We start from the raw sequence: 25,136 nt of genomic DNA, 5'->3' as shown, positions 1-25,136 counted from the left end.
TCCCGAATGGGTCCTTTACTGGCTCTTCGCAACCGTGTACTGCCGCTTCGGGAATCCGCGGCCATTGGGCATATGCGCCGGTCCTGTTCCCCGGCCCCGCTCCTCTGGCCGCTCACAGCCCCCGCGACGGCGGTCGGGGAGCCCGCCGGGAGGCGCGCGGTCCGCTTTTCGCGATCATCATAAACGCCCCCGCCCGCGTCGGCCGACGTCCCCCGGTCGGACCGTTGTCGCGGGCCGCGCGGACGGGGGCGTGTTTCGATGACGAGAGCGGCGGGCGCACGGATCGGGCAGCCGACGGGCGCGGGCCGGACGGCGGACGGGCATGCGGGTCGAGCGGAGCCGGGAGGTGGGACATGGCGGTCGAGGCGGCGGTGGAGCGGACGGGCCCCGGCGGCGGACGGCCCCCGGTGATCCGTACGGTCGGGCTCACCAAGCGGTATCCCAAAGCGCCCGTCATGGCGGTCGACGGCCTCGACCTCGAGGTCTACGCCGGGGAGTTCTTCGGACTCCTCGGACCCAACGGCGCGGGGAAGACCACCACCATCGGCATGCTCGCCACGCGCGTGGTCCCCACCGGCGGGAAAGCGTACGTCGGGGACATCGACGTCGTCGCGCAGCCCGCGCTGGCCAAGCAGGTCATCGCGGTCGTGACGCAGCAGAACACCCTGGACCGCTCGCTGACGGTGTGGGAGAACCTCTACTACCACGGGCTGCTGTTCGGGATCTCCGCCGGACGGTCGCGCGAACTCGCCGACGAGTCGTTGGAACGCTTCAGTCTGTCGCGCTGGGCCGCCTCTCCTGTGGGCAACCTGTCGGGCGGCATGGCGCAGCGGCTGCTGGTGGCGCGCGCGATCATGCACCGCCCGGCCGTCCTCTTCCTGGACGAACCGACGGCCGGTCTCGATCCGCAGAGCAGGCTCGCGCTGTGGGAGATCCTGGCCGGGCTCATCGCCGACGGCCAGACCATCGTGCTCACCACGCACAACATGGAAGAGGCCGACCAGCTCTGCGACCGGGTGGCGATCATCGACCACGGGAAGATCCTCGCCCTCGACACACCGGAAGCCCTCAAGCAGGGAGTCGGCGCCGACACCATCGTCACCGTACTGGCCAGTGGCGACCACGAAGCCCTCGCCGCCCGCCTCACCCGGGACATCGAGGGCGCCGTCCGCACCCGGCTGGTCGACGGCGGCGTCGAACTCCAGGTCCAGGGCGACGAGCGCCTGCTGCCGCGCGTGGTCGCCAGCACCGAGCGGGGCGGCTTCGAACTGGTCGACCTGTCGATCGTGCGCAGCTCCCTGGAGACCGTGTTCATCAGCCTCACCGGCAAGGAGCTGAGGGAATGACCGCACCACCGGCCGGACCCTCGCAGCCGCTGTCCCCGACACACCGCCCGGTCACCGTACGGCCGAGCCGTTCCGTGGCCGCCGCCAGCCGTACCGCCCTCGGCGCGCTCGTCCGGCGGGACCTGCGGGTGCTGTGGAAGAGCTTCGGGCAGTTCGTCGCCCGGACACTCGTCCAGCCGTTCCTGCTGGTCTTCGTCTTCCTCTACGTCTTCCCCACCATCGGGCAGGGCATCGGCGGCGCCGGGGGCTCGACGGGCGAGTCGGACTTCGCCACCGTCCTCGTGCCCGGCGTCGTCGCCATCAGCATCATGTTCCAGGGCATCCAGTCCGTCGCGATCCAGATGTCACAGGAGTTCGGCTACACCCGCGAGATCGAGGACCGGGTGCAGGCGCCCTGCCCGATCTGGCTGGTCGCCGTCGCCCGCGTGCTGTCCGGCGCCGTCCAGGCCCTGATCTCGGCGGTCATCGTCTTCCCGATCGCCGCGGTCGTCCACGCGCCCGGCGTCCACGCCCATCTCACCGTCCACTGGTGGATCGTGGTCACCCTGATCCCGCTCGCCTGCGTCGCCATGACCTCGCTCGGCCTGATGCTCGGCACTACCTTCCAGCCGCAGAACATCGGCGTCATGTTCGGCTTCGTCGTCCTGCCCCTGGTCTTCCTCGGCGGCACCTACTACCAGTGGACGAAGCTCTCCCTCGTCCACCTCGGCGGCTTCCACTGGCTCCAGATCCTGGTCCTGGTCAACCCGCTCATCTACATCACCGAGGGCATGCGCGCCGCCTTCACCGAGTCCACCCACATGTCGCTCTTCGCCGTCTACCCGGTCCTGATCGCCGCCTGCGCCGTCTTCCTCACCCTGGGCCTGCGCAACTTCCGGCACCGCGTGCTGTCCTGACCCACGGACGGACGGGTTTACGGACCTACTGGTGGACGGGTTTACGGACCCACGGGCGGACGGGTTTACGGACCCGCGAGCCGCGGCCGGTGCGGCCCGCGCGGCTTAGACGTCGTTTCTTATGGCTGTGTGAGCCGATTTGGCGACAGGCGTCTTGGGGGCTTCGGTCGCTCTGCGACTGGAAACGCGGCCTGGGCCAGGGTCTGTGCTGTGAGGAGTACGGCGTTCTCCCAGGCTCGGAGGCCTTCAGGAGACAGGTAGTCGAGGTAGTACTCCTCGCCCACGGCCTGGACGAATTCACGCTCGGCCTTCGTCTGCGACGCGAGCCCCTGCCAGATTCGAGCCGCTGCGACCCTCGGCGATACTGCACCGGCGCATAGCCGTGTCGCCATGTGGTGCAGGAGACAGCGCTCAGCGGTCTCGCCATCGGGGATCCGGACTCCGAGTTCCGCCATCGCCCGGTCGAAGAGTTCGTCGATCTCTGCTGTCTCCGCCCGTCGGGAAAGGCCCGCCAGTTCACACAGCGAGGGAGAGTCGTATCCGTCAGCCAGCAGGTGGGCCGCCGCCATCGGCAAGTCCTCCGGGAAGATCAACCGCACGACGTACTGCCAGGCGACTGTGGCGAGCTGGTCCATGAGGGCATCCTGCCTGCCCAGGAATACGTCTGACCAGCGAATTTACGCGCGTCGTGTGAGTCGGCGGTGGCAGATCAGGGCGGCGGCTATGGCAGTGAAGGCGAGGAAGTGCTTGGCTGTGCGTTCGTAGCGGTAGTGGAGCCGGCGGCAGCCGGCCAGCCAGGAATCGGTCCGCTCAACCACCCAGCGGTGCCGCCCCAGGCGTTGTGAAGACTCGATGCCCCTGCGGGCAATGCGGTGGCGGATGCCGCGCACGAGCGGTATCAGGCCCTGGCTGTCGTGGAGGTTGGCGGCGGAGATTCCGAGGGAGAGGGGCAGTCCGTCGCGATCGGTGACAAGGTGGATCTTCGATCCATTCTTGCCACGGCCGGTCGGATTCGGTCCCGTCAGAGGCCCCCTTTCGCGGCTCTGACGCTGACGGAGTCGACTGCGCACCTGGACCAGTCCAGCTCACCGCAAGCGCCCAGTTCCTCAAGGATGACGCGGTGGAGTCTGGCCCAGACCCGCGCTTTGCTCCACTGGGCGAAACGCCGGTAGACCGTGGGCCAGGCCGGGCCGAAGACCGGCGGAAGCTGCCGCCAGGTGCAGCCCGATGTTGCCACGAAGATGATCGCCGCCAGCGCCTCCCGGTCACCTGCCCGCCGTCGGCCTCCGCCCTGATGACGGTTGACCTCGGTGGGAGGCACCACCCGCCGAAACAGCACCCACAGGTCCTCCGGCACCAACCGTTCCACCAGATCCGTCATGCACTGCTCAACGACAACCAGCACCAAAGGAAACGACGTCTAAATCAGTCGGCGCGTTCGGGGCGCGTGGCTATGCTGACGATCGACAACAGCACCTCCCGGTGCGCAGGTCGCGGTTACTTCTTTGTGGTAGAACCACTTCGGTGGGCGGGGTTCGAACCCCGCAGAACCGCGGCCGTCCTGATCTCGGGGGGCGCAGCATCGGCGGTGTCCGGTGCGCGGACAACGGGTACTTCCACTGTTCATGGTGAGACGTGGGTTCGAATCCCACCGGGCGTGAAACCCCGTAGCTCAGCGGCCCAGAGCGCATTGTTCCCGTCGTCGACCCCTGATCTCGGACACCGCCCCGCTGGGCTTCCCCTCCGACGCGGGGGGACTCTTCCATGTCTCGTTTCAATCAGCGCGGCGTCAAGCCGCGGGTCACGTCGCCCGTGACCACGTCCGGCGCGCGGACCGTGACGGCGGAGGGCGGCTCCGGCCACCTGCGCGACCCGCGGTCCGAGCTCTTCCTGCTCGCGATATCCAACGTCGTGGGCACCGACACCTTCTACGAGAAGGGCGGCGACCGCGACGACCGATACCAGCGGCTGGTCCGCCGACTGGCGATCGAGGACCCGCGGTGGACGGCCGCGCTCCTGGCCTGGCTGCGCGGCGACGGCAACATGCGCACGGCGGCGCTGGTCGGCGCCGCGGAGTTCACCGCCGAGCGGCTGCGCAACGACGCGCCCGGCTACTCCCGGCAGGTCGTCGGCTCGGTGCTCCAACGGCCCGACGAGCCCGGCGAGTTCCTCGCCTACTGGACCTCGACGTTCGGCCGCCGGCTTCCCAAGCCCGTCAAGCGCGGTGTCGCCGACGCCGTACAACGCCTGTACAGCGAGCGGTCGTTGCTGAAGTACGACACTGAGTCCAAGGGCTACCGCTTCGGTGACGTCCTCGAACTCGTCCACCCCTCGCCTGCCGCCGACAAGCCCTGGCAGGGCGACCTGTTCAAGCACGCCATCGACCGGCGACACGGCCGCGGCGACGACATCCCGGCCGCGCTGCGGATCGTCCGCGGCCGGGCCGAGCTGATGGCCGTGCCGGTCGGGAACCGCCGCGGCCTCCTCGGGAGCGGTGGCGGTGACCGGACCGACGGCACCGACGGCACCGACGGCAGCAGCCGTATCGCCGCAGCGGGCATGACGTGGGAAGCGCTGGCGGGCTGGCTCCAGGGCCCGATGGACAAGGTCGCGTGGGAGACCGTCATCCCGTCGATGGGTGTCTTCGCGCTGGTCCGCAACCTGCGGAATTTCGACCGCGCCGGGGTGTCCGACGAGGCCGCGGCGCAGGTCGCGGCCACGATCTGCGACCCGGAGCGGGTGGCACGCTCGCGCATGCTCCCGTTCCGGTTCTGGGCGGCCCACAAGCACGTCGCATCGCTGCGCTGGGGCCACGCGCTGGACAAGGCGCTGAACCTCTCGCTCGCCAACGTGCCCGCGCTGCCCGGCCGCACGCTGATCCTGGTCGACCGCTCGCCGTCGATGTTCCCCGGCTTCGGCTTCTCCACGCCGAACAGCTCGGACATCACCCTGGCCGAGCAGGCCGCGGTCTTCGGCGCCGCCCTGGCGGTACGCGCCGCCGACCCGACCCTGGTCGAGTTCGGCATGCGCAGCAGGCCGGTCGCCGTGCCGAAGGGCGGCAGTGTCCTGCGCCTGATCGAGAAGTTCGGCCGGATCGACGGCACCGACATCCCGTCGGCGGTCAAGGCCCACTTCCGTGGCCACGACCGGATCGTCGTGGTCACCGACGAGCAGACCAGGCCCGGCTGGTTCCCGTCCAACGCCAGTGGCCACGGCGGCATGCGCGAAACGGAGATCGACGCCCTCGTCCCGAAGAACGTGCCGGTCTACATGTGGAACATGGCCGGCTACAAGGCGGGCGCCATGCCCTCGGGCACCGGCGACCGCCACACCTTCGGCGGCCTCACCGACCACGCCTTCGGCATGATCCCCCTCCTGGAGTCCGGCCGCTCCGCGTCCTGGCCCTGGGAGCGCTGACCCCGCCTCACCGCACCCCGAGCGGGCGGGCTGCGCTGACCCCGCCTCACCGCACCCCGACCGGGCGGGCTGCGCTGACCCCGCCTCACCGCACCCCGAGCGGGCGGGCTGCGCTGACTCCGCCTCACCGCACCCCGACCGGGCGGGCTGCGCTGACTCCGCCTCACCGCACCCCGAGCGGGCGGGCTGCGCTGACTCCGCCTCACCGCACCCCGACCGAGCGGGCGAAGCCCGAGCCCGGCAGCGCACCGACTCGATCGTGAACGAACACAGCCGAAGGCGCGCCAAAGGCGGGCCGGCCCGGCGGTTTCGACGGCCACCCGAGCCGAAGAAGGCCGCCGGGCGGCCCTCCCCTCGGCGTCGACGACCATTCGACCCCCACTGAATCGATTCCCCGCACCCCGAGCCCCCGCCCGCGAGCACGCGGTGCCCCGCCTCCTTGACCGGCGTATACGCCCACCGGCCCCCGGCGTCAGGAGTCTTGACACACCCGTTCACGCGTCCGTAACGTCACTAGCAGATGAAGTGAAACGATTCAATCCCCTTCCGTGGACGGACTGTGACGATGCGTCGAAGACTGGTGTCCCTCTTGGCCACGGCCTCGGCCCTCGCGGCCCTGGTCCTGGTCCAGCCGCTGGCCGGACCCGCGAGCGCCGCGCCGCCGGGCGCGCCGGGCCCGGGGCAGCAGGCAGGCGTGGGGAACAGCGGCGCGCCCTCCCACCTGACGGTCGGATCGCTGTCCGCTCCCGTGGACGTCGATCCCGCCGGTACCGTCGGCTTCGGCTGGCAGTCCGGGGTCGGCCGCCAGACCGGCTACGAACTCCGCGTCACCGAGGGCGAGTCGGGCCGCGGCCGGGTCGTGTGGGACAGCGCGAAGGTCGCCTCGGCCGCCGCGACCGCGATCCCGTACGGCGGCGCCGCCCTGCGCGCCGCCGAGCGCTACTCCTGGTCGGTGCGGGTCTGGGACGAGCGCGGCAGGGCCACCGCGTGGTCGGCCCCCGCGACCTTCGGCACCGGACCCGGCGCCACCTGGGGCACGAGCGCGCCGATCTGGTCCGCGCCGCCCGCCGTCGACACCTGGACCGACTACCGCCTCGACGTGAAGCTGACCGTGACCAAGGTCGCGCTCGGGGTGAAGTTCCGCTCGCCCGACGTCCGCAACGGCTACATGTGGCAGTTCAGGGCGTCGGACACCAGCAACCCCAACACCCTTGTCCCGCACGTCGAGACCAACGGCACCTTCCGCGCGGGCACGCCCGTACCGCTGAACACCACGCTCGCCGTCGGCACCACGCACGACGTCCGCATCGAGGCGGTCGGCTCGACGCTCACCACCTTCCTCGACGGCAAGGTCGTCGACACCAGGACCGACACCGCCTTCGCCGAGGGCGGCATCGGATTCCGTACCGGCGGCACCGAGACGGGCACCGCGGACGACGTCACCGTCACCAGCCTGGCGGCGGCCGACAGCGGAAAGACCCTCTACGCCAACGACTTCGGCGCGACCGGCGCGCCCTTCCCGTGCGGCACCGTGCAGAACGGCGCGCTCGCCGTGGGCACCAGGACGGACTGCCTCAGCTCCCACGCCACCAACGACTGGGCGCTGCTGCGCCACGACTTCACGCTCGACAAGAGCGGGAAGCGGACCAAGCAGGTCGCCTGGGCCACCGTCTTCGCGACCGGCTCCTCCTTCGACGCGGCCAAGCAGTACGTCTACAAGCTGTATCTCGACGGCCGGTTCGTGGGTCTCGGCCCCACCGAGGCGCTGGACAAGGAGACCCGCTACGACGGCTTCGACGTGACGGCCGCGCTGCGGTCCGGCGGCGAGCACGCGCTGTCGGCGGTCGCGTACACCACCAAGGACCAGCGTTTCCAGGCGTATCTGGTGATCCGCTACACCGACGGCAGCACGAGCACGGTCGGCACAGGACCCGGCTGGAGGAGCATGTCAGGGGCGGACATCTGGCCGTCCGCGAAGTCCACCGGGACCAGCTACTGGAACATGCCGCAGGAGGACATCACGATGAGCCGCTACCCGGACGGCTTCGGCCGCTACGGGTACGACGACTCCGCGTGGCCCGCCGCCACCGCGAAGACCGCGTTCGCCGACCTGCGGCCGACCCCGTTCGGCAAGGTCCGGGAACAGCTCAGGCGGCCCGTGAAGATCACCGACAAGGGCAGCGGGAACTACCTCGTCGACTTCGGCCAGACCTGGCAGGGCGGCGTCCACCTCACGCTGCCCGGCACAGCGGGACGCAAGGTCACCCTCCGCTACGGCGAGGAACTGTCCGACCCGACGACCGTGCGCTACAAGCTGCGCGCGGGCAACGAGTACCAGGACGTCGTCACCCTGCGCGGCGGCACCCAGAGCGTCGACACCTGGGGCATGCGCGTCTTCCGCTACCTCGACGTCCTCAACTCGCCCGTCCCCGTCACGGCCGACAATCTCCAGGCCCTCGCCATGGTCTACCCGTTCGACGAGAGCGGCGCCCAGCTCACCTCGTCCGACCCCGACCTCGTCTCGGTCTGGCAGCTCGCCAAGAACACCGTGGAGACCACCAACCAGAACTTCTACGTCGACTCCTGGACCCGCGAGCGCGGACCGTACGAATCCGACAACTACATCCACCAGTTGGCGAGCCTCTACCTCAGCGACGACCCGACACTCGGCGTCTACTCGATGGATTACTTCGCCAACCACCGCACCTGGCCGCAGGAATGGCCGCTCTACGTGATCACGTCCGTCTACGACAACTGGCGGCAGACCGGCTCCACCGACCAGGTCAAGCGGATGTACGACGCGCTCGTGCCCAAGCTGCTCAGCAAGGACTACAACGCGGCGCTCGGCACCATCGACCAGTCGGACGCCATCGTGGACTGGCCGGAGGGCAGCCGTGACGGCTATGTCTTCGCCGCGAAGAACACCATCCTGGGCGCCCTGTCGTACAGCAACTTCTCGCAGATGGCGGTCCTGGCCGCCTCCCTCGGCAAGAGCGCCGACGCGGCGAACTTCACCGTGATCGCCGACCGGCTGCGCACCACCCTCAACTCGGCGTTCTACAACGCGGGCAAGGGCGCGTACGACGACGGGCTCAGCGCCGACATGAAGCCGACCGGGCACTTCGCGGTCCAGGCGACCGCGTTCCCCGCCGCCTTCGGCGTCCCCGCGAGCCGACAGCAGTACGACGCGGTCGCGTCGTACCTCACCTCGCGCGGCATGGCGTGCAGCGTCTACTGCTCGGGCTTCCTGCTCCAGGGGCTGTACAACGCGGGCCACGCGCAGGAAGCGCTCGACCTGCTCACCTCGCACGGCACCAACGGTTGGCTGCACATGATCGACCTGGGCGCGGGCGCCACCGGCGAGGCGTGGGACCCGGCCGAGAAGAGCAACATGACGTGGTCGCACCCGTGGGCCACCGCCCCCTCGTACGTCATCCCGCGCGACATGTACGGCATCGCGCCGTCCACGCCGGGCTACGACACCTTCACCGTGCGTCCGCAGCCGGGCGACCAGACGTACGGCTCGGTGACGACACCGACCGTCAAGGGCACGGTCGGCGCGTCCTTCCACCGCGTCGGCGACCGTACCGACCTCGGCGTGTCGGTGCCGGGCAACTCCGTCGCCACGGTGAGCGTGCCGGTCACCGACGGATACCGGGGCACGACGGTGTACGTGGACGGCCGTGCGCGGACCGCGACCCGGCAGGACGACGGCCGGCTCGCGGTGCGCGTCGGCGTCGGCTGCCATGTGCTCAGCACCTCGGGCAGCCGGGCCGTGACCGCTGACCCGCTGCTGACGGGCGTGTGCGGCGGGGCGTACCGGGTCGGCGACACGCCCACCGGCTCGCTGGCCACCACGGCGGTGAGCGCGACACGCGGGAAGCCCATCCCGGTGACGCTCACCCTCGACCAGCAGGTCACCGGCCTGACCGCCGCCGACCTGCGGGTGTCCAACGGCACCGTCACCGGCCTCACCGCCAACGGCGTCGGCGCGGCGGGCACGACCTGGACGTTCACCGTCACCCCGCGCGGCAACGGCGAGGTGACGGTCCGGGTCCCGGCAGGCGCGGTGCACGGCACCAGCGGGCGGCCGAGCCTGGCGATCGGACCGCTGACCGTGGGCTCCGCCGGGCACGGGCCCTGGGGCTGAACGCCTCTCGCCGTAGACCCTGAACCCCGCTGAATCCCCCTGAACCAAGGCCGGGTGCCACGATCAACCCGTGGCACCCGGCCTTGTCCTTGTCCTCCGCTTCCCCTCGGCCGCGCGAGCCCCCGCCCGCCGCCCGGCTACCGTTCCCCGTATGCGCATCGTCTCCCTGCTCCCCGCCGCGACCGACATCGTCGTCGAACTCGGCCTCGGCGACGCCCTCGTGGGCCGTACCCATGAGTGCGACTGGCCGCCGGAGGTGGTCGCCGACGTACCGGTGGTGACCGGCGCGGAATTCGACCCGGACGCGCTCAGCAGCCGGGAGATCTCGCGGGCCGTCGGCGGCGCCGCGCACCGGGGCTCGTCCCTCTACACCCTGGACGCCGCGCTGCTCGCCGAGTTGGCGCCCGACGTGGTCCTCACCCAGGACCTCTGCCAGGTCTGCGCCGTCTCCTACGGCGCGGTCACCGACTCCGTACGCGTGCTGGACGGCGAAGGACCACGCGTGATCAGCCTGGAGCCGAAGACCCTGCCCGACGTACTCGCCTGCGTGCGCCAGGTCGGTGACGTGCTGGGCGTTCCCGAGGCCGCGGCCCGCAGGACGGCGGAGCTGGAGGAGCGGCTGGCGGCGGTACGGGAGCGGGTGGCGGGCCGCCCCCGGCCGCGGGTGGCCGCCATCGAATGGCTGGACCCGCTGTGGCCCGCGGGGCACTGGGTCCCGGAACAGATCCGCTGCGCGGGCGGCGAACCGCTGCTCGCGCGACCGGGCGAGCACACCGCGCCCATGGAGTGGACCGCGCTGCGGGAAGCCGCGCCGGAAGCGGTCATGCTGCTGCCGTGCGGCTTCCCGCCCGAGCGCACCCTGAAGGAGGCCGGCCTGCTGACCGGCCACCCCTCATGGGCCGAACTGCCCGCCGTGCGCGACGGGCGCGTGTGGGTCCTGGACGGACCCGCCTACTTCAACCGGCCGGGACCCCGCGTCGTGCGCGGCGCCGAAGTCCTGGCCCACGCGCTCCACGGCGTCGAACCGGCGGAACCGGTCACCGCCGCGGAAGCGCGCCCGCTGGCGGGAGCCGGTCAGCTCCCGTACCGCAGGTAGACCGTGTCACCGAGGTGGACGGTCGTGCCGCGCGAGGCGGCGATCGGCACCGAGCCGTCCAGGCTCGACTTCCACGTCGCCGTACCGGAGTTGACGGTGCCGTTGAGCGCCGTGACCGGGCCCGTGCCGGTGGCGGGCGTGACGGCGGTGACGCAGCCGCCGGGCGTCGCGGACGACGCCGCCGCGTCCAGGACCGTACCGAGCGTCGTGGTCGTACCGGTCGCCGCGACCGGCACCGAGCACACCTTCAGCGAACCGCCGCCGTTGTCCACGACGAGCGCGAGCTTGCTGGTGGAGCCGCTGGTGAAGTCGGTGGTGGCGGCCCAGGCGGGCGCGCCGGGAGTGACCGGGGCCGGGGGAGTGGCGGTGAAGCCGCCGCCCGCGACCGCGCGGACCGCGTCGATCGAGGCGTACGCCGACGGGCTCGTGTCGGTGGGCAGGTAGCGGAAGCCGCCGCCCGGACCGAACTGCTGGGCGAGCAGGAAGTCGACCGGCGTCTTGCGCGCCGCGGTGGTGAAGTCCGTGCCCTGCGCGTTGAATCCGCAGGCGTTCAGGCCGGAGACGGCCCAGCCGTTGGAGTCGGTGTTCGCGCCGAACATCGAGGTGAAGGCGCCGGTGGCGTTGACGAGTTTGCCCTTGAGGAAGTTCTTGCCCGCGACGACGGCCGTGTCGGTGTTGGGCACCCCGGCCGAGCACAGCGACGCCAGGGTCGCGCCGGTCATGTCGATGTCGCTCGCGGCGCCGAGCTGCGTCGGATCGCCCGCCGCCTTCGCGTAGTTCCAGCCGCCGTCGGTGTGCTCGTTGGCGCGCACGACCGCCACCGACGCGTCGAGCAGGGCCTGCGGCACGCGCTGCCCGCCCGATTGCGTCTTCGCCCCGGCCAGCGCCAGCAGCCCGAAGACGGTGCCGTTGAAGTTGGCGGGCGGCCCGAAGTAGCCGGGCGAGGCGGGCTGCCAGTACGAGGCGATGTCCGCGATCAGATTGCGGCCGGTGCCGACGCGGGCCGGATCGATGCCCGCCGCGTACGCGTTGAGCGCGCCGCGCTCGTAGTCCGTCACCACCGGCGACGCGGACGGCCACGCGGCGGTGGCCAGCAGATTCCGGTAGACGGTCCTGGCGTTCTTCGTGGTGTCGCCGCCGGGAGAGACGTCGGCCGCCGCGGTGCCCGCGGCGGCGAAGGCGCTGAACGCCCACTCGTTGGACAGACCGCTGCCCGCGTACGAGCCGTCGGCGGCCTGAAGCGACTTCAGATAGGCGACGCCGTTCGCCTTGGACGTGGCGATCTGCGCCGGGGTCGAGGTCGCCCGCGCGGGCGCGGTCGCGGAGAACAGCAGGGCTCCGGCCGCCAGCGGTACGGCGACGGCGAGTGCCCGGCGCCGGGCGGTGCGGGAGGGCACGGTCACAGGAACGGTCATGAGTGGAGGACTCTCCTTGGAAGGGGGCGCCTCGCGCCCCGGCACACGGCTGTCCTCACGACCGGCCCGCGCCGAGGCGGTCGCCGCCCGAACGCGTGGTCAGGCTTCCGCACGTGCTGCGTCTCCGAGCGGGTGATCGGGCTCGGACCACCGCGAAGGCGGCCCCTACCGTTGCGCGTCAGCTCCGGATTCTCACCGGATTCCCCCAGTCGGCGACCAGCCGAGGCTAGCGCAGCACGCGCGTGACGTAAGGGTCGCGGGGGAGTGGTGAAGGCAACTGCCCGCCACGTTGACGGGGCACACGCCGACGTGGTGCTATGAAACGTATTTCCGATTCAGCAGCCAGGGGAAGCCGGTCCAAGTCCGGCGCTGACCCGCAACCGTAGGCCCTCCGAGAGGCGGGCGAGCCGGATCACCTGCGCTGAGCAGCAAGTCACGATCGCCGTCGAGGACTACGGCACGGACGACAGGACGGCCGCGTCAACCGCCAGGCCGCCTCGCCTCCGCGGCCCGCCCTCCCCGTCGGCCGACCCGGGGGGCCACCCGTGCTTCGTCTTGTCCCGCGCCGCCGTCACAGACGGCCGCGCATCGTCGTCCTGCTCACCGCGGCGGCGCTGACCTTCGGCAGCCTCACGGCCGGACTGGTCTCGGTGGCGACCCCGGCGGGCGCGGACCCGATCGGCGACTGCACACCCACCTCGGGGGCGATCGTCGCGGTGGACTACGGGCACTGGAACGGCCCGGTGCTGCGCGGCTGCGACGCGCACCCCACCACGGGCATGAATCTGCTGCACAACGCCGGATTCACCACCACCGGCACCGTGCACGACGGCCCCGGCTTCATCTGCCGGATCGGCAACGACGGCTTCGACAGCGGCACGCAGTACCCGACGACCGCCGACGAGGCGTGCGTCCTGACCCCGCCCGCGAACGCGTACTGGTCGTTCTGGATCGCGCCCGCGGGACAGGACACCTGGACGTACAGCCCGCTCGGCGCGCTCGGCGACCACCCGCAGGACGGCGAGGTCGAGGCGTGGGTGTTCGGTCCCACCGACATCGGCGGCGGCACCGGCGGTCCCTCGTTCACACCGGACTCCGTCCGCGCCCACGCCACCACCACGCCGCCGACCACCCCGCCCACGACGCCGCCGACCACGCCCCCGACCGGTCCCGGCGGACAGGCCGACACAGCGGCGGCGGCCACCTGGCTGACGAGGCAACTCACCGACGGCGACCACGTCTTCGACGGCTGGGGCACCGACTTCGGCGCCACCGCGAACACCGCCATCGCACTCGCGGCGGCCGGCGGCCCCGACGCCACGATCCGCGCGATCGACGCCTTTCTGACGGCGCACGCCGACGACTACCTGCTCCCCGACTCCACGGTCACCGTGCCGAGCCCGGCCGCGGCGGCCAACCTGGCGCTGCTCACCGAGATCCTGGGCGGTGACCCCACCTCCTTCGGCGGCCACGACCTGCTCAAGGACCTGACGGACAACGTCTGCGCGGCGGCCGGAAGCCTCGGCAACTGCACCGCGGCCGGTGACTTCCACGGCGCTTTCTCGCCCGGCACCCAGGCCCGCGCCCTGCTCGCGCTGGCCCGCGGCGGCGCCACCGTGCCGCGGCCCGCCGTCGACCGGCTCACCGGGATGCAGTGCGCCGACGGCGGATTCTCCGGCTCGATGCTCTCGCCCGGCGAGCGCTGCACGTCCGACCCCGGTTCGACCGCCGACGCCGTCGTCACCCTCAAGTACCTGCCCGGTACCGGCGACGTGCTGGACAAGGCGCGGGCGTACCTCACCAAGACGCAGTCCGCCGACGGCGGTTACCTCGCGTACGAGGGGGCGTCCTCCGGCGACACCGGTACGACCTCCTCCGCGGCCCAGGCGCTGACCGTACTGGCGCAGACCGACCGCGCCGCCGCCGCCCGCTCCTGGCTCGCCGCCCGGCAGACCGACGGCGGCGGTTTCGCCTCCGACGGCTCCGGCGGCACCGACCCGGACCTGTACGCCTCGACCGCCGCCGTCCTCGCCGTGACCTCCAGCGACCTCGGCAGCCTCACCTACGGCGACACCCCGACGAGCCCGCCGACGACGCCCCCCACCACCGCGCCGACGACCCCGCCCACGACCGCGCCGACCACCCCGCCCACGACCGGACCGACCACCCCGGCCGCGGCAACCCCCGACCTGGCCAAGGGCGTCGCGTACCTCATCAACCGCGGCAATCTCGTGGACGGCCACTACTACGAGTCCGGCGCGGGCCAGAACACCGGCTTCGCCGACTTCGGCCTGACCGTCGACGGCGTGCTCGCGCTGGCCGCGACCGGCGGCGCCGACGACACCCTCGCCGGGATCACCGACTTCCTCCAGCACGGCAAGGACGGCTCCGGCCGCGGCATCGACGACTGGACGCTGATCGGCACCTCCTACGCGCAGGGCGGCTCGCTCGCCAAGGAGGCCGTCGCGGCCGAGGTCACCGGCAACGACCCGCGCGCCTTCGGCGGCCACGACCTGATCGCCGCGCTCGACGCCACCGTCTGCGCCGCGGCCGACACCTCGGGCGGCTGCGCGGGCAGGAACAACTACGCCTACGCCACCTCGGTGTTCTCCCAGTCCCTCGGCGTCATCGCCCAACTGCGCGCGGGTGACACCGCCAAGGCGGCCGGGCCGGTCGCGTACTTGGAGAGCCTCCAGGACTCCAGCGGCGCCTGGCCGAGCCTGATCCCGGCCGCCGGCGACCAGGACGTGGACAGCACGGCGATGGCGATCATGGCCCTCGACCTGGTGCCCGGCGACGCCGCGGCCAAGGCGGTCGCCAAGGGCGCGGCCTGGATCGCGAGCAAGCAGCTCGGCGACGGCGGCTTCCGGGGCGCGGCCGGTGACTCCGTCAACTCCGCCGCCCTCGCCGTCCAGGGCCTCACCCTGGGCGGCACGGGGTACCGCGCGCAGATCGCCAAGGCGCGCGCGTTCCTGGCCGCGCAGCAGAACGCGGACGGCGGCTTCCGGGTCGCCTCCGACACCGACCAGAAGCAGTCCGACGTACGCGCCTCCACGCAGGCCGTCGGCGGCGCGGTCGGCACGTCCTTCGGCACCCTGCTGCGCGACCTCGCGGACCAGAAGGCGGCGGCCGAAGGGGCCGCGTACCTGGTCGAGCAGCTCGACGGCAGCGACCACCTGGCCAGCGCCTACGGCCCCGACTACGGTCTGACCGCCGACCTCGCCCTCGCGCTCGCCTCCACCGGCGGCCAGGACCCGACGCTGACCAAGGTCACCGGCTACCTCGCGGGACACGTCGCGGACTACGCCGACCCGGCGGGCACCTCCGCCTACCCCGGCCCGTACAGCGGCGCCACCGCCAAACTCGCGGTGCTCGCCCAGGTCATGGGCCAGGACCCGCGGCACTTCGGCGGCTTCGACCTGATCGGCACGCTCAGCGGCCACGTCTGCACGGCCGCCGCCGAGGACGGCTCCTGCACCGCCCCCGGCGACTTCGACCAGGCGTACTCGACGGTCTCCCAGTCCCTCGGCGTCCTCGCCCTGGCCCGCGCGGGCCAGACCCCGCCCGCCGCCGCCGTGAACCGGCTGCTCCAACTCCAGTGCGCGGACGGCGGTTTCTCCTCCACGCTGGACGCGCCGGGCGCCGACTGCGCCTCCGACGTGGACACCACCGGCTACGCGCTCCAGGCGCTCGTCCTGGTGCCGGGACACGCGGACGCGGTCACCAAGGCGCGTACGTATCTCGTCAAGGCCCAGCAGTCCAGCGGCGGTTACCAGGGCGCGGCGGGCGTCAGCAGCAACTCCACCGCGCTCGCCGTCCAGGCGCTGCTCGCCACCGACAAGATCCGGCCCCAACAGGCCCGCGACGGGCAGAAGTTCCTGCGCACCACGCAGAACAAGGACGGCGGCTTCCGGATCACCGCCGCGGCGGGCGACTCCGACCTGCGGTCCAGCACCCAGGCCGTCCCGGCACTCGCGGGCACCCCGCTGACCACGCTCACCCACGCGCTCGCGCCCATCGCGCCCTCGGGCGGCGGCTCCACCGGCGGTTCTTCCGGTTCTTCCGGCTCCGGCGGCTCGTCCGGCTCCGCGGGCGGCACGGACTCCGGCGGCAGCGGCGGCTCGCTGGCCGCCACCGGCACCGGCGTGCTCGCCGCGGCCGGTCTCGCCGCGCTGCTGCTGGCCCTGGGCAGCGCGCTGACCGTACGGCGGCGGCGCACCGCACAACAGGGCGGGAGGCACCAGTGATCCACGGCATTCGGCCGGCCCATGGCATGCGGTCAACGGCCCGGCGGGCGGCGCCCGTCGCAGGCGCGTCCGGCCACCCACGGCGGCCCGGCGCACGATCGGTCCTCGCCCGTACGGTCACCGCGCTCGCGCTGACGCTCGCCGCCGTGTGCGGCGGGCTCACCGTGGGCGCGGCGCCCGCGATGGCGACCGCGCAGCCGATGAGCGCGTGCACGACCACCAAGGGCGTCGTGCTCGCGGTGGACTTCAGCCACTGGGGCGGCCCGCTGCTGCGCTCCTGCGGCACCACGCCCACCACCGGCTACACCCTGCTGAACCAGGGCGGCTGGGCCACCACCGGCACCCAGCACGACGGTCCGGCCTTCATCTGCCGGATCGGCTACGCCGGTTACCAGGGCGGCAAGCAGTATCCGACGTCCAAGGACGCCCCCTGTGTGCTGACGCCGCCCGCGACCGCCTACTGGTCGTACTGGCACGCCGACGCGGGGCAGAACACCTGGTCCTACAGCCAGTTGGGCGCGATGAGCTACCACCCCAAGCCCGGCAGTGTGGACCTGTGGATCTTCGGCGCCACCAACGTCGCGGGCACGCAGGGCCGTCCGACGTTCTCACCCGACAGCGTCCGGGCGCACAACACCACGTCCGGCGGAGCCACTTCGGCCCCGCCGAGGCCGACCAAGCCCGCCGGTACGCACACCACCGCGGGCTCGGCGCCCGGGAAGACCTCACGTCCGGCCGCCACCACGCCGTCCGCGACCCGTACGACACCGGCCACCACCTCGGCCCCGGCTACCGCGACCCCCACCGGGACCGCGTCCGCGAGCACCGCGCCGGGCGCGGGCACGGCCACGGGCGCAACGCCGTCGCCAGGGCAGCCCCGCACGCAGGACGCGGAGCCGACCGCCGCCGCGAGCCATTCGTCCGGCTCGGTCCTGCCCTTCGCCCTGACCGCGGCCGTCGTGGCCGTGATCGCCGGATTCATCGTCGTCAGGACCCGGCGGCGGCGGAACGCGGAGTAGCGCGTTGTCCACCGCCCCGCCTCCGTCCCCGACCGGCGGTCCCGCGCACGCCGCCGCGGGACCGCCGCGCGCCGCCGCCTCCCCGCACACCGGGCGGCGGCTGCCGCGCACCCTGCACCCGGTCGCCTGGTGGATCTGGGGCATCGCCCTGGCCACCGCGGTCAGCCGCACCACCAACCCGCTGCTGCTCGGCCTGGTCCTGGTCGTCCTCGGCTACGTCGTCACCGAGCGCCGCACCGACGCCCCCTGGGCGAAGGGCTTCAAGTACTACCTGTACCTCGCGCTGACGGTCGTCGCGATCCGCGTCGTCTTCCGCTGCGTCTTCGCCAGCGGCATCACACCCGCCGACCACATCATGTTCTCGCTGCCGCACATCCCGACTCCCCACTGGTACGCGGGAATTCAGCTCGGCGGCCCGGTGTCGCTCGAGGCCACCCTGTCCGCCGCGACCGACGGACTGCGGCTGGCCTGCCTGCTGTGCTGCATCGGCGCCGCGAACACCCTCGCCAACCCCAAGCGGGCCCTGCGCGTCCTGCCCGGCGCGCTGTACGAACTCGGCGTCGCCGTCACGGTGTCGCTGAGCGTCGCCCCCCAACTCGTCGAAAGCGTCCAGCGGGTGGCGCGCGCCCGACGGCTGCGGGCCGACCGGGCCAAGGGGCTGCGGGCGCTGCGCGGCATCCTCATCCCCGTACTGGAGGACGCGCTGGAACGCTCCCTGCACCTGGCCGCCGCCATGGACTCGCGCGGCTACGGCCGGGCCGGCACCGCGACCCGCGCCTCACGCCGTACCACCGCCGTCCTGATGCTCGGCGGCATGCTCGGCCTGTGCACCGGCATCTACGGGCTGCTGGACGGCACCACCCCGCGCGCGCTCGGACTGCCCGCCATGCTGGGCGGGTCGCTGCTGTGCTGCGCCGGACTCGCGCTCGGCGGGCGGCGGATACGGCGCACCAGCTACCGACCCGACCCCTGGCGGTCCGCGGAGTGGGTGGTCGCGCTGTGCGGCGTCGCCACCGCCACCGTGCTGTTCCTGACTGTCGGCTACAACGCCGCCGACCTCAACCCCAGCCTGTATCCGCTGCGTTGGCCGTCACTGCCGTGGCTGCCCGCCGCCGCGATCCTGCTCGCGGGCACCGCCGCCTTCGCCGCGCCGCCCCCGCCGCGCACATCCGCCGCGAAGAGCGCGAAGAGCGCGAGAAGCGCCACGGCCGGGCGCTCCGCCGTGCCGCCCGGCGGAGCCGCCGCGACCGCCACGACAGCCGAAACCGCCGAAACCGCCGACAAGCCCAGCGAGGCCCTGCTGTGATCCGATTCGACCAGGTCAGCGTCGTGTACGCGGGCTCCGAGCAGCCCGTGCTGCGGGACGTGGACCTGACCTTGGAGGAAGGCGAACTGTGCCTGGTCGTCGGCAGGACCGGCGCGGGCAAGTCCACGCTGCTCGGCACGGTCAACGGCCTGGTGCCGCACTTCACCGGCGGCACACTCGCGGGCCGTGTCACCGTCGACGGCCGCGACACCGCGACGTACCCGCCGCGTGAACTCGCCGACGTGGTGGGCGTCGTGGGCCAGGACCCGCTCGCCGGATTCGTCACCGACACCGTCGAGGAGGAACTGGCCTATGTCATGGAGCAGTTGGCCGTCCCCGCCGACGTCATGCGCAAGCGCGTCGAGGAGACCCTCGATCTGATGGGCCTGGCCGACCTGCGGCACCGCGCGCTGAGCGAGCTGTCCGGCGGCCAGCAGCAGCGCGTCGCCATCGGGTCCGTCCTCACCGCCCACCCCAAGGTCCTGGTGCTGGACGAGCCCACCTCCGCGCTCGACCCGACCGCCGCCGAGGAAGTCCTCGCCGCCGTGACCCGGCTCGTGCACGACCTCGGGGTGACCGTCGTGCTCGCGGAACACCGCCTGGAGCGCGTCGTGCAGTACGCCGATCGCGTCCTGCACCTGACCGGCGACGGCACCGTCACCTCCGCGCCGCCGTCCGTCGCCTTCCGTACCGCCTCGGTCGCGCCCCCCGTGGTCGACCTCGGCCGCCTGGCCCGCTGGGAACCGCTGCCGCTGTCCGTACGCGACGCCCGCCGCGCCGCCGTCCCCTTGCGCGAACGGCTCGCCGGACGCCCGGTGCCGCCGGTCCGCGTCTCGCACGGCACGGGCACACCGCTGCTGACCGCCAGCGGGATCGTCGTGCGCTACGGAGACGTGGTCGCGGTCCGCGAGGTGGACCTGGAGCTGCGGGCCGGTGAGGTCACCGCGCTGATGGGCCGCAACGGCTCGGGCAAGTCGTCCCTGCTGTGGGCGATCCACGGCGCCGGGCCGCGACAGGGCGGAACCGTACGGCTCGCGCAGGGCGCGGACCCGGCCGCACCCGAGCCGGGGGCCTCGGCACGGCGGTTCGGCGGACGGCGTACGACGTCGGGACCTGAGCGCCGCCGCGTCGGCCTGGTCCCGCAGACCCCCACCGATTTGCTCTACCTGGAGACGGTCGGCGCCGAACTGGCCCAGGCCGACCGGGAGTCGGCCGGGGCGGCCCCGAGCACCGCGCGGGCGATCCTCGACCGGCTCGCGCCCGGCATCCCCGACGACACCCACCCCCGCGACCTGTCGGAAGGCCAGAAGCTCTCGCTCGTGCTGGCCATCCAGCTCACCACCGCCCCCGACGTCGTCCTGCTGGACGAGCCGACCCGCGGCCTCGACTACCAGGCCAAGCAGGCCCTCATCCGGATCGTGGACGCGCTCGCCGCCGAGGGCCGCAGCGTCGTGATCTCCACGCACGACGTGGAGTTCGTCGCCGCGAGCGCCGACCGCGTGATCGTCATGGCCGAGGGCGAGACGGTCGCCGACGGCCCCACCGCCGATGTCATCGTCGCCTCACCGGCCTTCGCGCCACAGGCCGCCAAGATCCTCGCCCCGCTGCCCTACCTGACGGTCGGTCAGGTCGCGGACGCGCTCGCGGAAGCCGAGGCGAAGTGATGGCCACGACCAGGACGGGCGCCACGGACACGAGCGGGGGCGCGGGCAACGGCAAGGGCGCGGCCGGGCGTTGGACGGGCCGTACCACCGCCGTCCGGATGCACGCGACGGCCGTCGTCACCATCGTCCTGGCCGCCTTCATCGGCCTGGTCGCCTTCTTCTGGCCCTTCGTCGTCGCCCCCGGCCGCTTCGGCACCTCCTACGCGCCGCCGCTGATCTTCGGCGTCCTGCTGATCCTCGTACTGGCCGTGGTCTTCGCCCAGATCGCCGACGGCGGCATCGACGCCAAGGCCCTGGCCATGCTCGGCGTGCTGTCCGCCGTCAACGCCGCCCTGCGCCCGCTCGGCGCGGGCACCGCGGGCATCGAGACCGTCTTCTTCGTCCTCGTGCTCGCGGGCCGCGTCTTCGGCCCCGGCTTCGGCTTCACCCTCGGCTGCACGTCCCTCTTCGCGTCCGCGCTGCTCACCGGCGGTGTCGGGCCCTGGATGCCGTACCAGATGTTCGGCTGCGCCTTCGTCGGGATGCTCGCCGGGCTCCTCCCGCGCGCCCGCGGCAGGGCCGAGATCCTGATGCTCGCGGCCTACGGCTCGGCGTCCGGCTACCTCTTCGGCTTCCTGCTCAACCTCTCCTTCTGGCCCTTCTCGCTCGACCCCGGCAGCTCCATCGCCTACCTGCCGGGCCTGCCCTTCACCGAGCAGTGGCACCGCTACCTGGCCTTCGACGTGGCGACCTCCCTCGGCTGGGACACCGGCCGCGCGGTCACCAACTTCGTCGCCATCCTGCTGGCCGGCCCCGCCGCCCTCATCACCTTCCGCCGCGCCGCCCGCCGCGCCAACTTCACCGCCCCCATCCACTTCGCCCCGCCCGCCCCGCCCCCTCCGCCCGCTGGGTCCGCTCCGGGCGCGGGCGCGGACGAGACGTAACCCGTACTGGTCTAGCCTGGCTGTCCCCGACGGACGCGCGGGACGCGGGACGTAGGACGTGGGAGAAGGGGCTGGGGGCGTGGAGCTGGTGTTCGCGGGGCGGGTCGTGGAGTGGCGCGGACCGGCGCCGTACTACTTCGTGCCCGTGCCGGAGGAGGAGTCCGCGGACATCCGCGAGGTGGCGACGACGGCCTCGTACGGGTGGGGGGTGATCCCGGTGCTGGCCCGGATCGGCGGCACCGATTTCGCGACCTCGCTCTTTCCCAAGGACGGCGGCTATCTGCTGCCGCTCAAGAACGCCGTGCGCAAACCGGAGGGGCTTTCCGAGGGGGACGACGTGACGGTGGAGATGACCGTCCGCCTCGACACGTAGGGAAGGCGATCCCGTGCCGAATCCCGCCGAATCCCCGGACCGATTCCCCGGACCGAATCCCCGGGCCGATTCCCCGGCGCCGATCCGGTACGGCACTTTTGCGCGGCCATTGCCGTGCCGACAGCGGTGAACCACTAGCGTTACGGCCTGTGAGTACGAGTATCCGGTTTTCGCCGTCCGCGGCTCCGCGCCTTGCCGGTTCGGTCGCCTTCGGGGCGGTGGTCGGGGCGTGCGTGGGGTCGTCGACCGACACGCCGCTGGGAATTCTCTCGGCCATCGCGGCCACCGAGTCGTTCTTCGTCGTGGTCGGCTGGTGCGTGCTGTGGCCGATGGACGCCGCCGCGACCCGCCACAATTCGCGGCGCGAGGACCTGCGACCGCTCGCCGAGGAGATCGTGGTCGTCGCGGTCGCGCTCTGCGGCCTCATCGGCATCGTCGTGTTCCTGCTCGGCAACTCCGACACCGCCCACGCCGCGACCGCGCTCATCGGCGTCTTCATGGCCTGGGCCGCACTGCATCTGATGTACGCGGCACGGTACGCGTATCTGTATTACGAGGAGTCCGAGGGCGGGATCGATTTCAACTCCGAGGACGAGGCCCCGGCCTACCGCGATTTCTTCTACTTCAGCTACAACCTCGGCATGACCTACCAGGTCTCCGACACCGACGTCTCCAGTTCGACGATCCGCGCGGTCGTCCTGCGGCACACACTGCTGTCGTATCTGTTCGGTACGAGCATTCTCGCGACCGCCATCAACCTCGTCGCCGGAATCTTCACGCGGTGAGCGCACGGCACTTGCCCTGGCGCCTGTCCTGATACCTGCCTGACGCCTGCAATGTCCTGACCCTGCACTGTCCTGACACCTGCGGTGCCCTGACGCCCGCACTGACACGTGCCCGGCACCGCGCGACGCCTTCCGCGCGGTGCCGGACACGTGCTGGAGGGTCAGCTGGAGGGTCAGCGGCAGCCCACTCCGTAGGTGCCGTTGCCGGAGTCGGCGGCCGGGTCGCTGGAGACGGACAGCCCGACGTACGGGTGATCGCGGTCCGGGGTGAACGTGTACCGGTCCGTGAAGGTGTAGCTCTGCGCGCCCTTGGGGAACTGGGCGGTCTGCCGGGCCAGCGTGACGGCGCCCTGCGGCTTGCCCGTGGCGCTGTGCCACCACGTCAGGTGCAAGGTGCCCGCCTCGGTGCCGTCGTAGGTCACGTACACCGTGGCGGTCGCCGTGCGGCGCTTGCCGGTCGGGCAGTCGAAGCCGGTGACGGCGATGGACGCCACGTGCGGCCCGGCCACGGGCTTCCCGGTCGTCGTCGGGTCGGCCGAAGGGGTGGTCGGCGCGGTGGTGGGCGGCGTGCTCGGCGTGCTGGTGGGCGTGCTCGACACGGTCCTGCTGGGCGTGACCGCAGTCGTCGGTGTGCCGGTCGGCGAGACGTTGACCGTGGGCGACGCCGACAGGCTGACGGTGGGGGACGGGGTGGCGGGCGCGGTGGTCGGCGTCGTGGCGGTCAGCGACGTGACGGCGGTCGGCGTCGGGCCCGCCACGGGGGTGTCGTCGCTCTTGTTGCCGGTCGCCACCGCCGTGACGGTCACCGCGCCCGCGATGATCACGGCCGCCGCGACGACGGCGAGGACCTTCGCGCGTCGGCTGAAGCGGGGTGCGGGAGCCTCGGGGCCGCCAGCGGGGGCGTGGTGGGGCGCGTGCTTGGGCGGTACGGGCGGCGCGCCAGCCCCGGACGCGGCGGACGCGGCCACGGCGACCGGTACGGCGGCGGCCTGCGGCTGCTGGGCCGCTTCCGCCGCCGCATCGCCGGACGGCGCCGCCAACAGGACGACCAGCGCGGTGAGTTCACCGCGCCCGCGCTCCTCCCAGTCCTCGCCGTAGGCGGCGACGGCGACCGTCTCGGCCTCGGCGGCGAACTCGGCCGCGCTCTGCGGCCGTTCCGCCGGGTCCTTCGCCAACCCGCGTGCGAGCAGCGGCCGTACGGGCTCCGGAGCCTGCTCGGCCGGGACCGGCGCCTCGGCGTGCTGGGCCGCCAGTTCCGCCGCCGTGGCACCCGCGTACGGCGGCGCGCCGGTGAGGCTCTGGTGGAAGACGGCCGTCGCCGCGTAGACGTCGGAGGCCGCGGTCGCCGGGGCGCCCGCCCACCGCTCGGGGGCGCTGTAAGGGGTGCCGGGGGGTACGGCGTCCGGCTCGGCGTTCGCCTCCGCCTGATCCGGGGCGGGAGCCGCCGGTTCGGCGTCGGCGAGCTGGACCGTGCCTTCGGGGGTGATCAGGACGTTCTCGGGCGCGATGTCGCCGTGGGCGCCACCGGCCTCGTGGGCTGCGGCGAGCGCGACCAGCGAGCCCTTGAGGACGACGAGCGCCGCCTCGGGCGCGAGCGCGCCCTTCTCCTGGAGGAGGGCGACAAGTCCGGTGCTGCTGACCGGAGTCGGCGTCCCGGCCGCGGGCTCCTGGGGCTCCGGGGCCTCGGCTGCGGCCTGGGACGGCACCGCCTTCGAAGCGGCCGGTGCCGTCTTCCGCCCCTTCGCCGGGGGCCTGGTCCCCGCCGCCTTCTTCGCCGCGCCCGCGGGCGGGGCCGCCGCCGCGGTCTTCCGTGTCTGCGCCGTCTTGGCCGCGGTTCTCGCGGGTGTCTTCGCGGGTGCCTTCGCGGGTGCCTTCGCCGGAGTCCCGGCCGGTGCCTTGGCCGCCGTCTTCGCGCTCTTGGCGGCCTTCACGGCGGGCTCCTCTGCCGCCTGCTTCTGTGCCGCCTTCGCCGCCGCGGCTGCCATGGGAGCGGCCTCGGGCTGTTTCTGAGGCTCCGTCACCTTGCTTACGGCGGCGGGTACTTCGGCAGCCGCGGTCTTCTCGGCGGGCTTTGCGGCAGCGCGCTTCGGCGCGGCCTTCGTGGGCTTCGCGGGCTTTGGCGCCGCCTCGGACGCGGCGGCTTCCTGAGCGCCGCCCTCGGGCTGCGCGTCCGCCACCGCCTCCGTGCCCCCTGCCGTGTCCGCTGGCGTCTCCGCTGCCGTCTCCGCTTCCGCCCGGGCGGGAGCCTGGGCGCGCTTACGGGGCTGCGCCGCAGCCTTCCGCGCCCGGGCCATGGGCCTCGGGCCCGGCTGCCGCTGTCCGGCCGGCTTGCCGTCCCCGGCCGTCGCGCCGTCCTCGCCGGGTATGCCCGTGCCGTTGTCGTCGTCCACCTGATTCCGCCCCTCGCGCTGCCCCTTGAGGAGGAGCCGCTGTGCGCGGCACCTCGACGCCCTGTTCCGTACTCGGATTTCCCACCGCCAGCCGGGCCGATCTGCCGGG

Annotated in this window: 15 protein-coding genes, 1 pseudogene and 2 riboswitches; of the genes and pseudogenes, 12 read left to right on the top strand and 4 right to left on the bottom strand. The window is 72.7% G+C overall.

Annotation, left to right across the window (positions count from 1 at the left end):
* Nucleotides 1-353 precede the first annotated feature (353 nt).
* Nucleotides 354-1,346, top strand: a complete 993-nt coding sequence (locus ACIO6U_RS14600; RefSeq protein ID WP_391045981.1) for an ATP-binding cassette domain-containing protein — start codon at nucleotides 354-356, stop codon at nucleotides 1,344-1,346.
* Nucleotides 1,343-2,242: an ABC transporter permease gene (locus tag ACIO6U_RS14595; protein WP_355341444.1), complete on the top strand. Its 900-nt coding sequence runs from the start codon at nucleotides 1,343-1,345 to the stop codon at nucleotides 2,240-2,242. Before ACIO6U_RS14600 ends, ACIO6U_RS14595 begins: the two co-directional genes overlap by 4 nt.
* Nucleotides 2,243-2,361: 119 nt before the next feature.
* Here ACIO6U_RS14595 and ACIO6U_RS14590 read toward each other — a convergent pair whose 3' ends face one another.
* Nucleotides 2,362-2,877 carry a hypothetical protein gene (locus ACIO6U_RS14590; protein WP_401718925.1) on the bottom strand — a complete coding sequence of 172 codons (516 nt, stop codon included), beginning with the start codon at nucleotides 2,875-2,877 and terminating at the stop codon, nucleotides 2,362-2,364.
* Between the two features lie 42 nt (nucleotides 2,878-2,919).
* Nucleotides 2,920-3,623 (bottom strand): annotated as a pseudogene (locus ACIO6U_RS14585) (IS5 family transposase).
* Between the two features lie 383 nt (nucleotides 3,624-4,006).
* Between ACIO6U_RS14585 and ACIO6U_RS14580 the strand changes: the two are divergent.
* From ACIO6U_RS14580 to ACIO6U_RS14570, 3 genes are all read left to right on the top strand, one after another.
* Nucleotides 4,007-5,659, top strand: a complete 1,653-nt coding sequence (locus ACIO6U_RS14580; RefSeq protein ID WP_401718922.1) for a TROVE domain-containing protein — start codon at nucleotides 4,007-4,009, stop codon at nucleotides 5,657-5,659.
* Between the two features lie 589 nt (nucleotides 5,660-6,248).
* The gene (locus ACIO6U_RS14575; protein ID WP_401718919.1) at nucleotides 6,249-9,809 is read left to right on the top strand and encodes a family 78 glycoside hydrolase catalytic domain; all 3,561 of its coding nucleotides are present in this window, start codon (nucleotides 6,249-6,251) and stop codon (nucleotides 9,807-9,809) included.
* Between the two features lie 151 nt (nucleotides 9,810-9,960).
* Nucleotides 9,961-10,905 (top strand): cobalamin-binding protein, encoded by a 945-nt coding sequence (locus ACIO6U_RS14570; RefSeq protein ID WP_401718916.1) that lies wholly within the window; start codon nucleotides 9,961-9,963, stop codon nucleotides 10,903-10,905.
* Here ACIO6U_RS14570 and ACIO6U_RS14565 read toward each other — a convergent pair.
* Nucleotides 10,884-12,320: a hypothetical protein gene (locus tag ACIO6U_RS14565; RefSeq protein WP_401718913.1), complete on the bottom strand. Its 1,437-nt coding sequence runs from the start codon at nucleotides 12,318-12,320 to the stop codon at nucleotides 10,884-10,886. The two genes, ACIO6U_RS14570 and ACIO6U_RS14565, sit on opposite strands and share 22 nt — an antisense overlap.
* A gap of 109 nt (nucleotides 12,321-12,429) precedes the next feature.
* Nucleotides 12,430-12,575: riboswitch (cobalamin riboswitch) on the bottom strand.
* A 50-nt stretch (nucleotides 12,576-12,625) separates the two neighbouring features.
* A riboswitch (cobalamin riboswitch) is annotated at nucleotides 12,626-12,759 on the top strand.
* Between the two features lie 106 nt (nucleotides 12,760-12,865).
* Between ACIO6U_RS14565 and ACIO6U_RS14560 the strand changes: the two genes are divergently transcribed.
* The 7 genes from ACIO6U_RS14560 (at nucleotide 12,866) to ACIO6U_RS14530 (ending at nucleotide 22,637) form a co-directional block, all read left to right on the top strand.
* The gene (locus ACIO6U_RS14560; RefSeq protein ID WP_401718910.1) at nucleotides 12,866-16,567 is read left to right on the top strand and encodes a prenyltransferase/squalene oxidase repeat-containing protein; all 3,702 of its coding nucleotides are present in this window, start codon (nucleotides 12,866-12,868) and stop codon (nucleotides 16,565-16,567) included.
* 26 nt (nucleotides 16,568-16,593) lie between these two features.
* Entirely contained in the window at nucleotides 16,594-17,586 is a 993-nt protein-coding gene (locus ACIO6U_RS14555; protein ID WP_401718907.1) for a hypothetical protein, read from the top strand.
* Between the two features lie 100 nt (nucleotides 17,587-17,686).
* Complete coding sequence (locus ACIO6U_RS14550; RefSeq protein ID WP_401719732.1) at nucleotides 17,687-18,892, top strand: CbiQ family ECF transporter T component; 1,206 nt, start codon at nucleotides 17,687-17,689, stop codon at nucleotides 18,890-18,892.
* Entirely contained in the window at nucleotides 18,889-20,556 is a 1,668-nt protein-coding gene (locus ACIO6U_RS14545; RefSeq protein WP_401718904.1) for an ABC transporter ATP-binding protein, read from the top strand. The genes ACIO6U_RS14550 and ACIO6U_RS14545 overlap by 4 nt, the downstream gene beginning before the upstream one ends.
* Nucleotides 20,557-20,654: 98 nt before the next feature.
* Complete coding sequence (locus tag ACIO6U_RS14540; RefSeq protein WP_355341769.1) at nucleotides 20,655-21,479, top strand: ECF transporter S component; 825 nt, start codon at nucleotides 20,655-20,657, stop codon at nucleotides 21,477-21,479.
* 79 nt (nucleotides 21,480-21,558) lie between these two features.
* Nucleotides 21,559-21,852: a DUF1905 domain-containing protein gene (locus ACIO6U_RS14535; RefSeq protein WP_355341469.1), complete on the top strand. Its 294-nt coding sequence runs from the start codon at nucleotides 21,559-21,561 to the stop codon at nucleotides 21,850-21,852.
* A gap of 149 nt (nucleotides 21,853-22,001) precedes the next feature.
* Nucleotides 22,002-22,637, top strand: coding sequence for a DUF1345 domain-containing protein (locus ACIO6U_RS14530; protein ID WP_391045963.1), 636 nt, complete (start codon nucleotides 22,002-22,004; stop codon nucleotides 22,635-22,637).
* Between the two features lie 173 nt (nucleotides 22,638-22,810).
* Here the strand turns inward: ACIO6U_RS14530 and ACIO6U_RS14525 are convergent, their stop codons facing one another.
* The gene (locus ACIO6U_RS14525) at nucleotides 22,811-25,027 is read right to left on the bottom strand and encodes a protein kinase (protein WP_401718900.1); all 2,217 of its coding nucleotides are present in this window, start codon (nucleotides 25,025-25,027) and stop codon (nucleotides 22,811-22,813) included.
* Nucleotides 25,028-25,136: the final 109 nt, after the last annotated feature.

Origin of the sequence: Streptomyces sp. NPDC087422, from assembly GCF_044744145.1 — a bacterium.
Taxonomy (GTDB): Bacteria; Actinomycetota; Actinomycetes; order Streptomycetales; family Streptomycetaceae; genus Actinacidiphila.
This window is presented reverse-complemented; position numbering and strand designations above follow the sequence as displayed.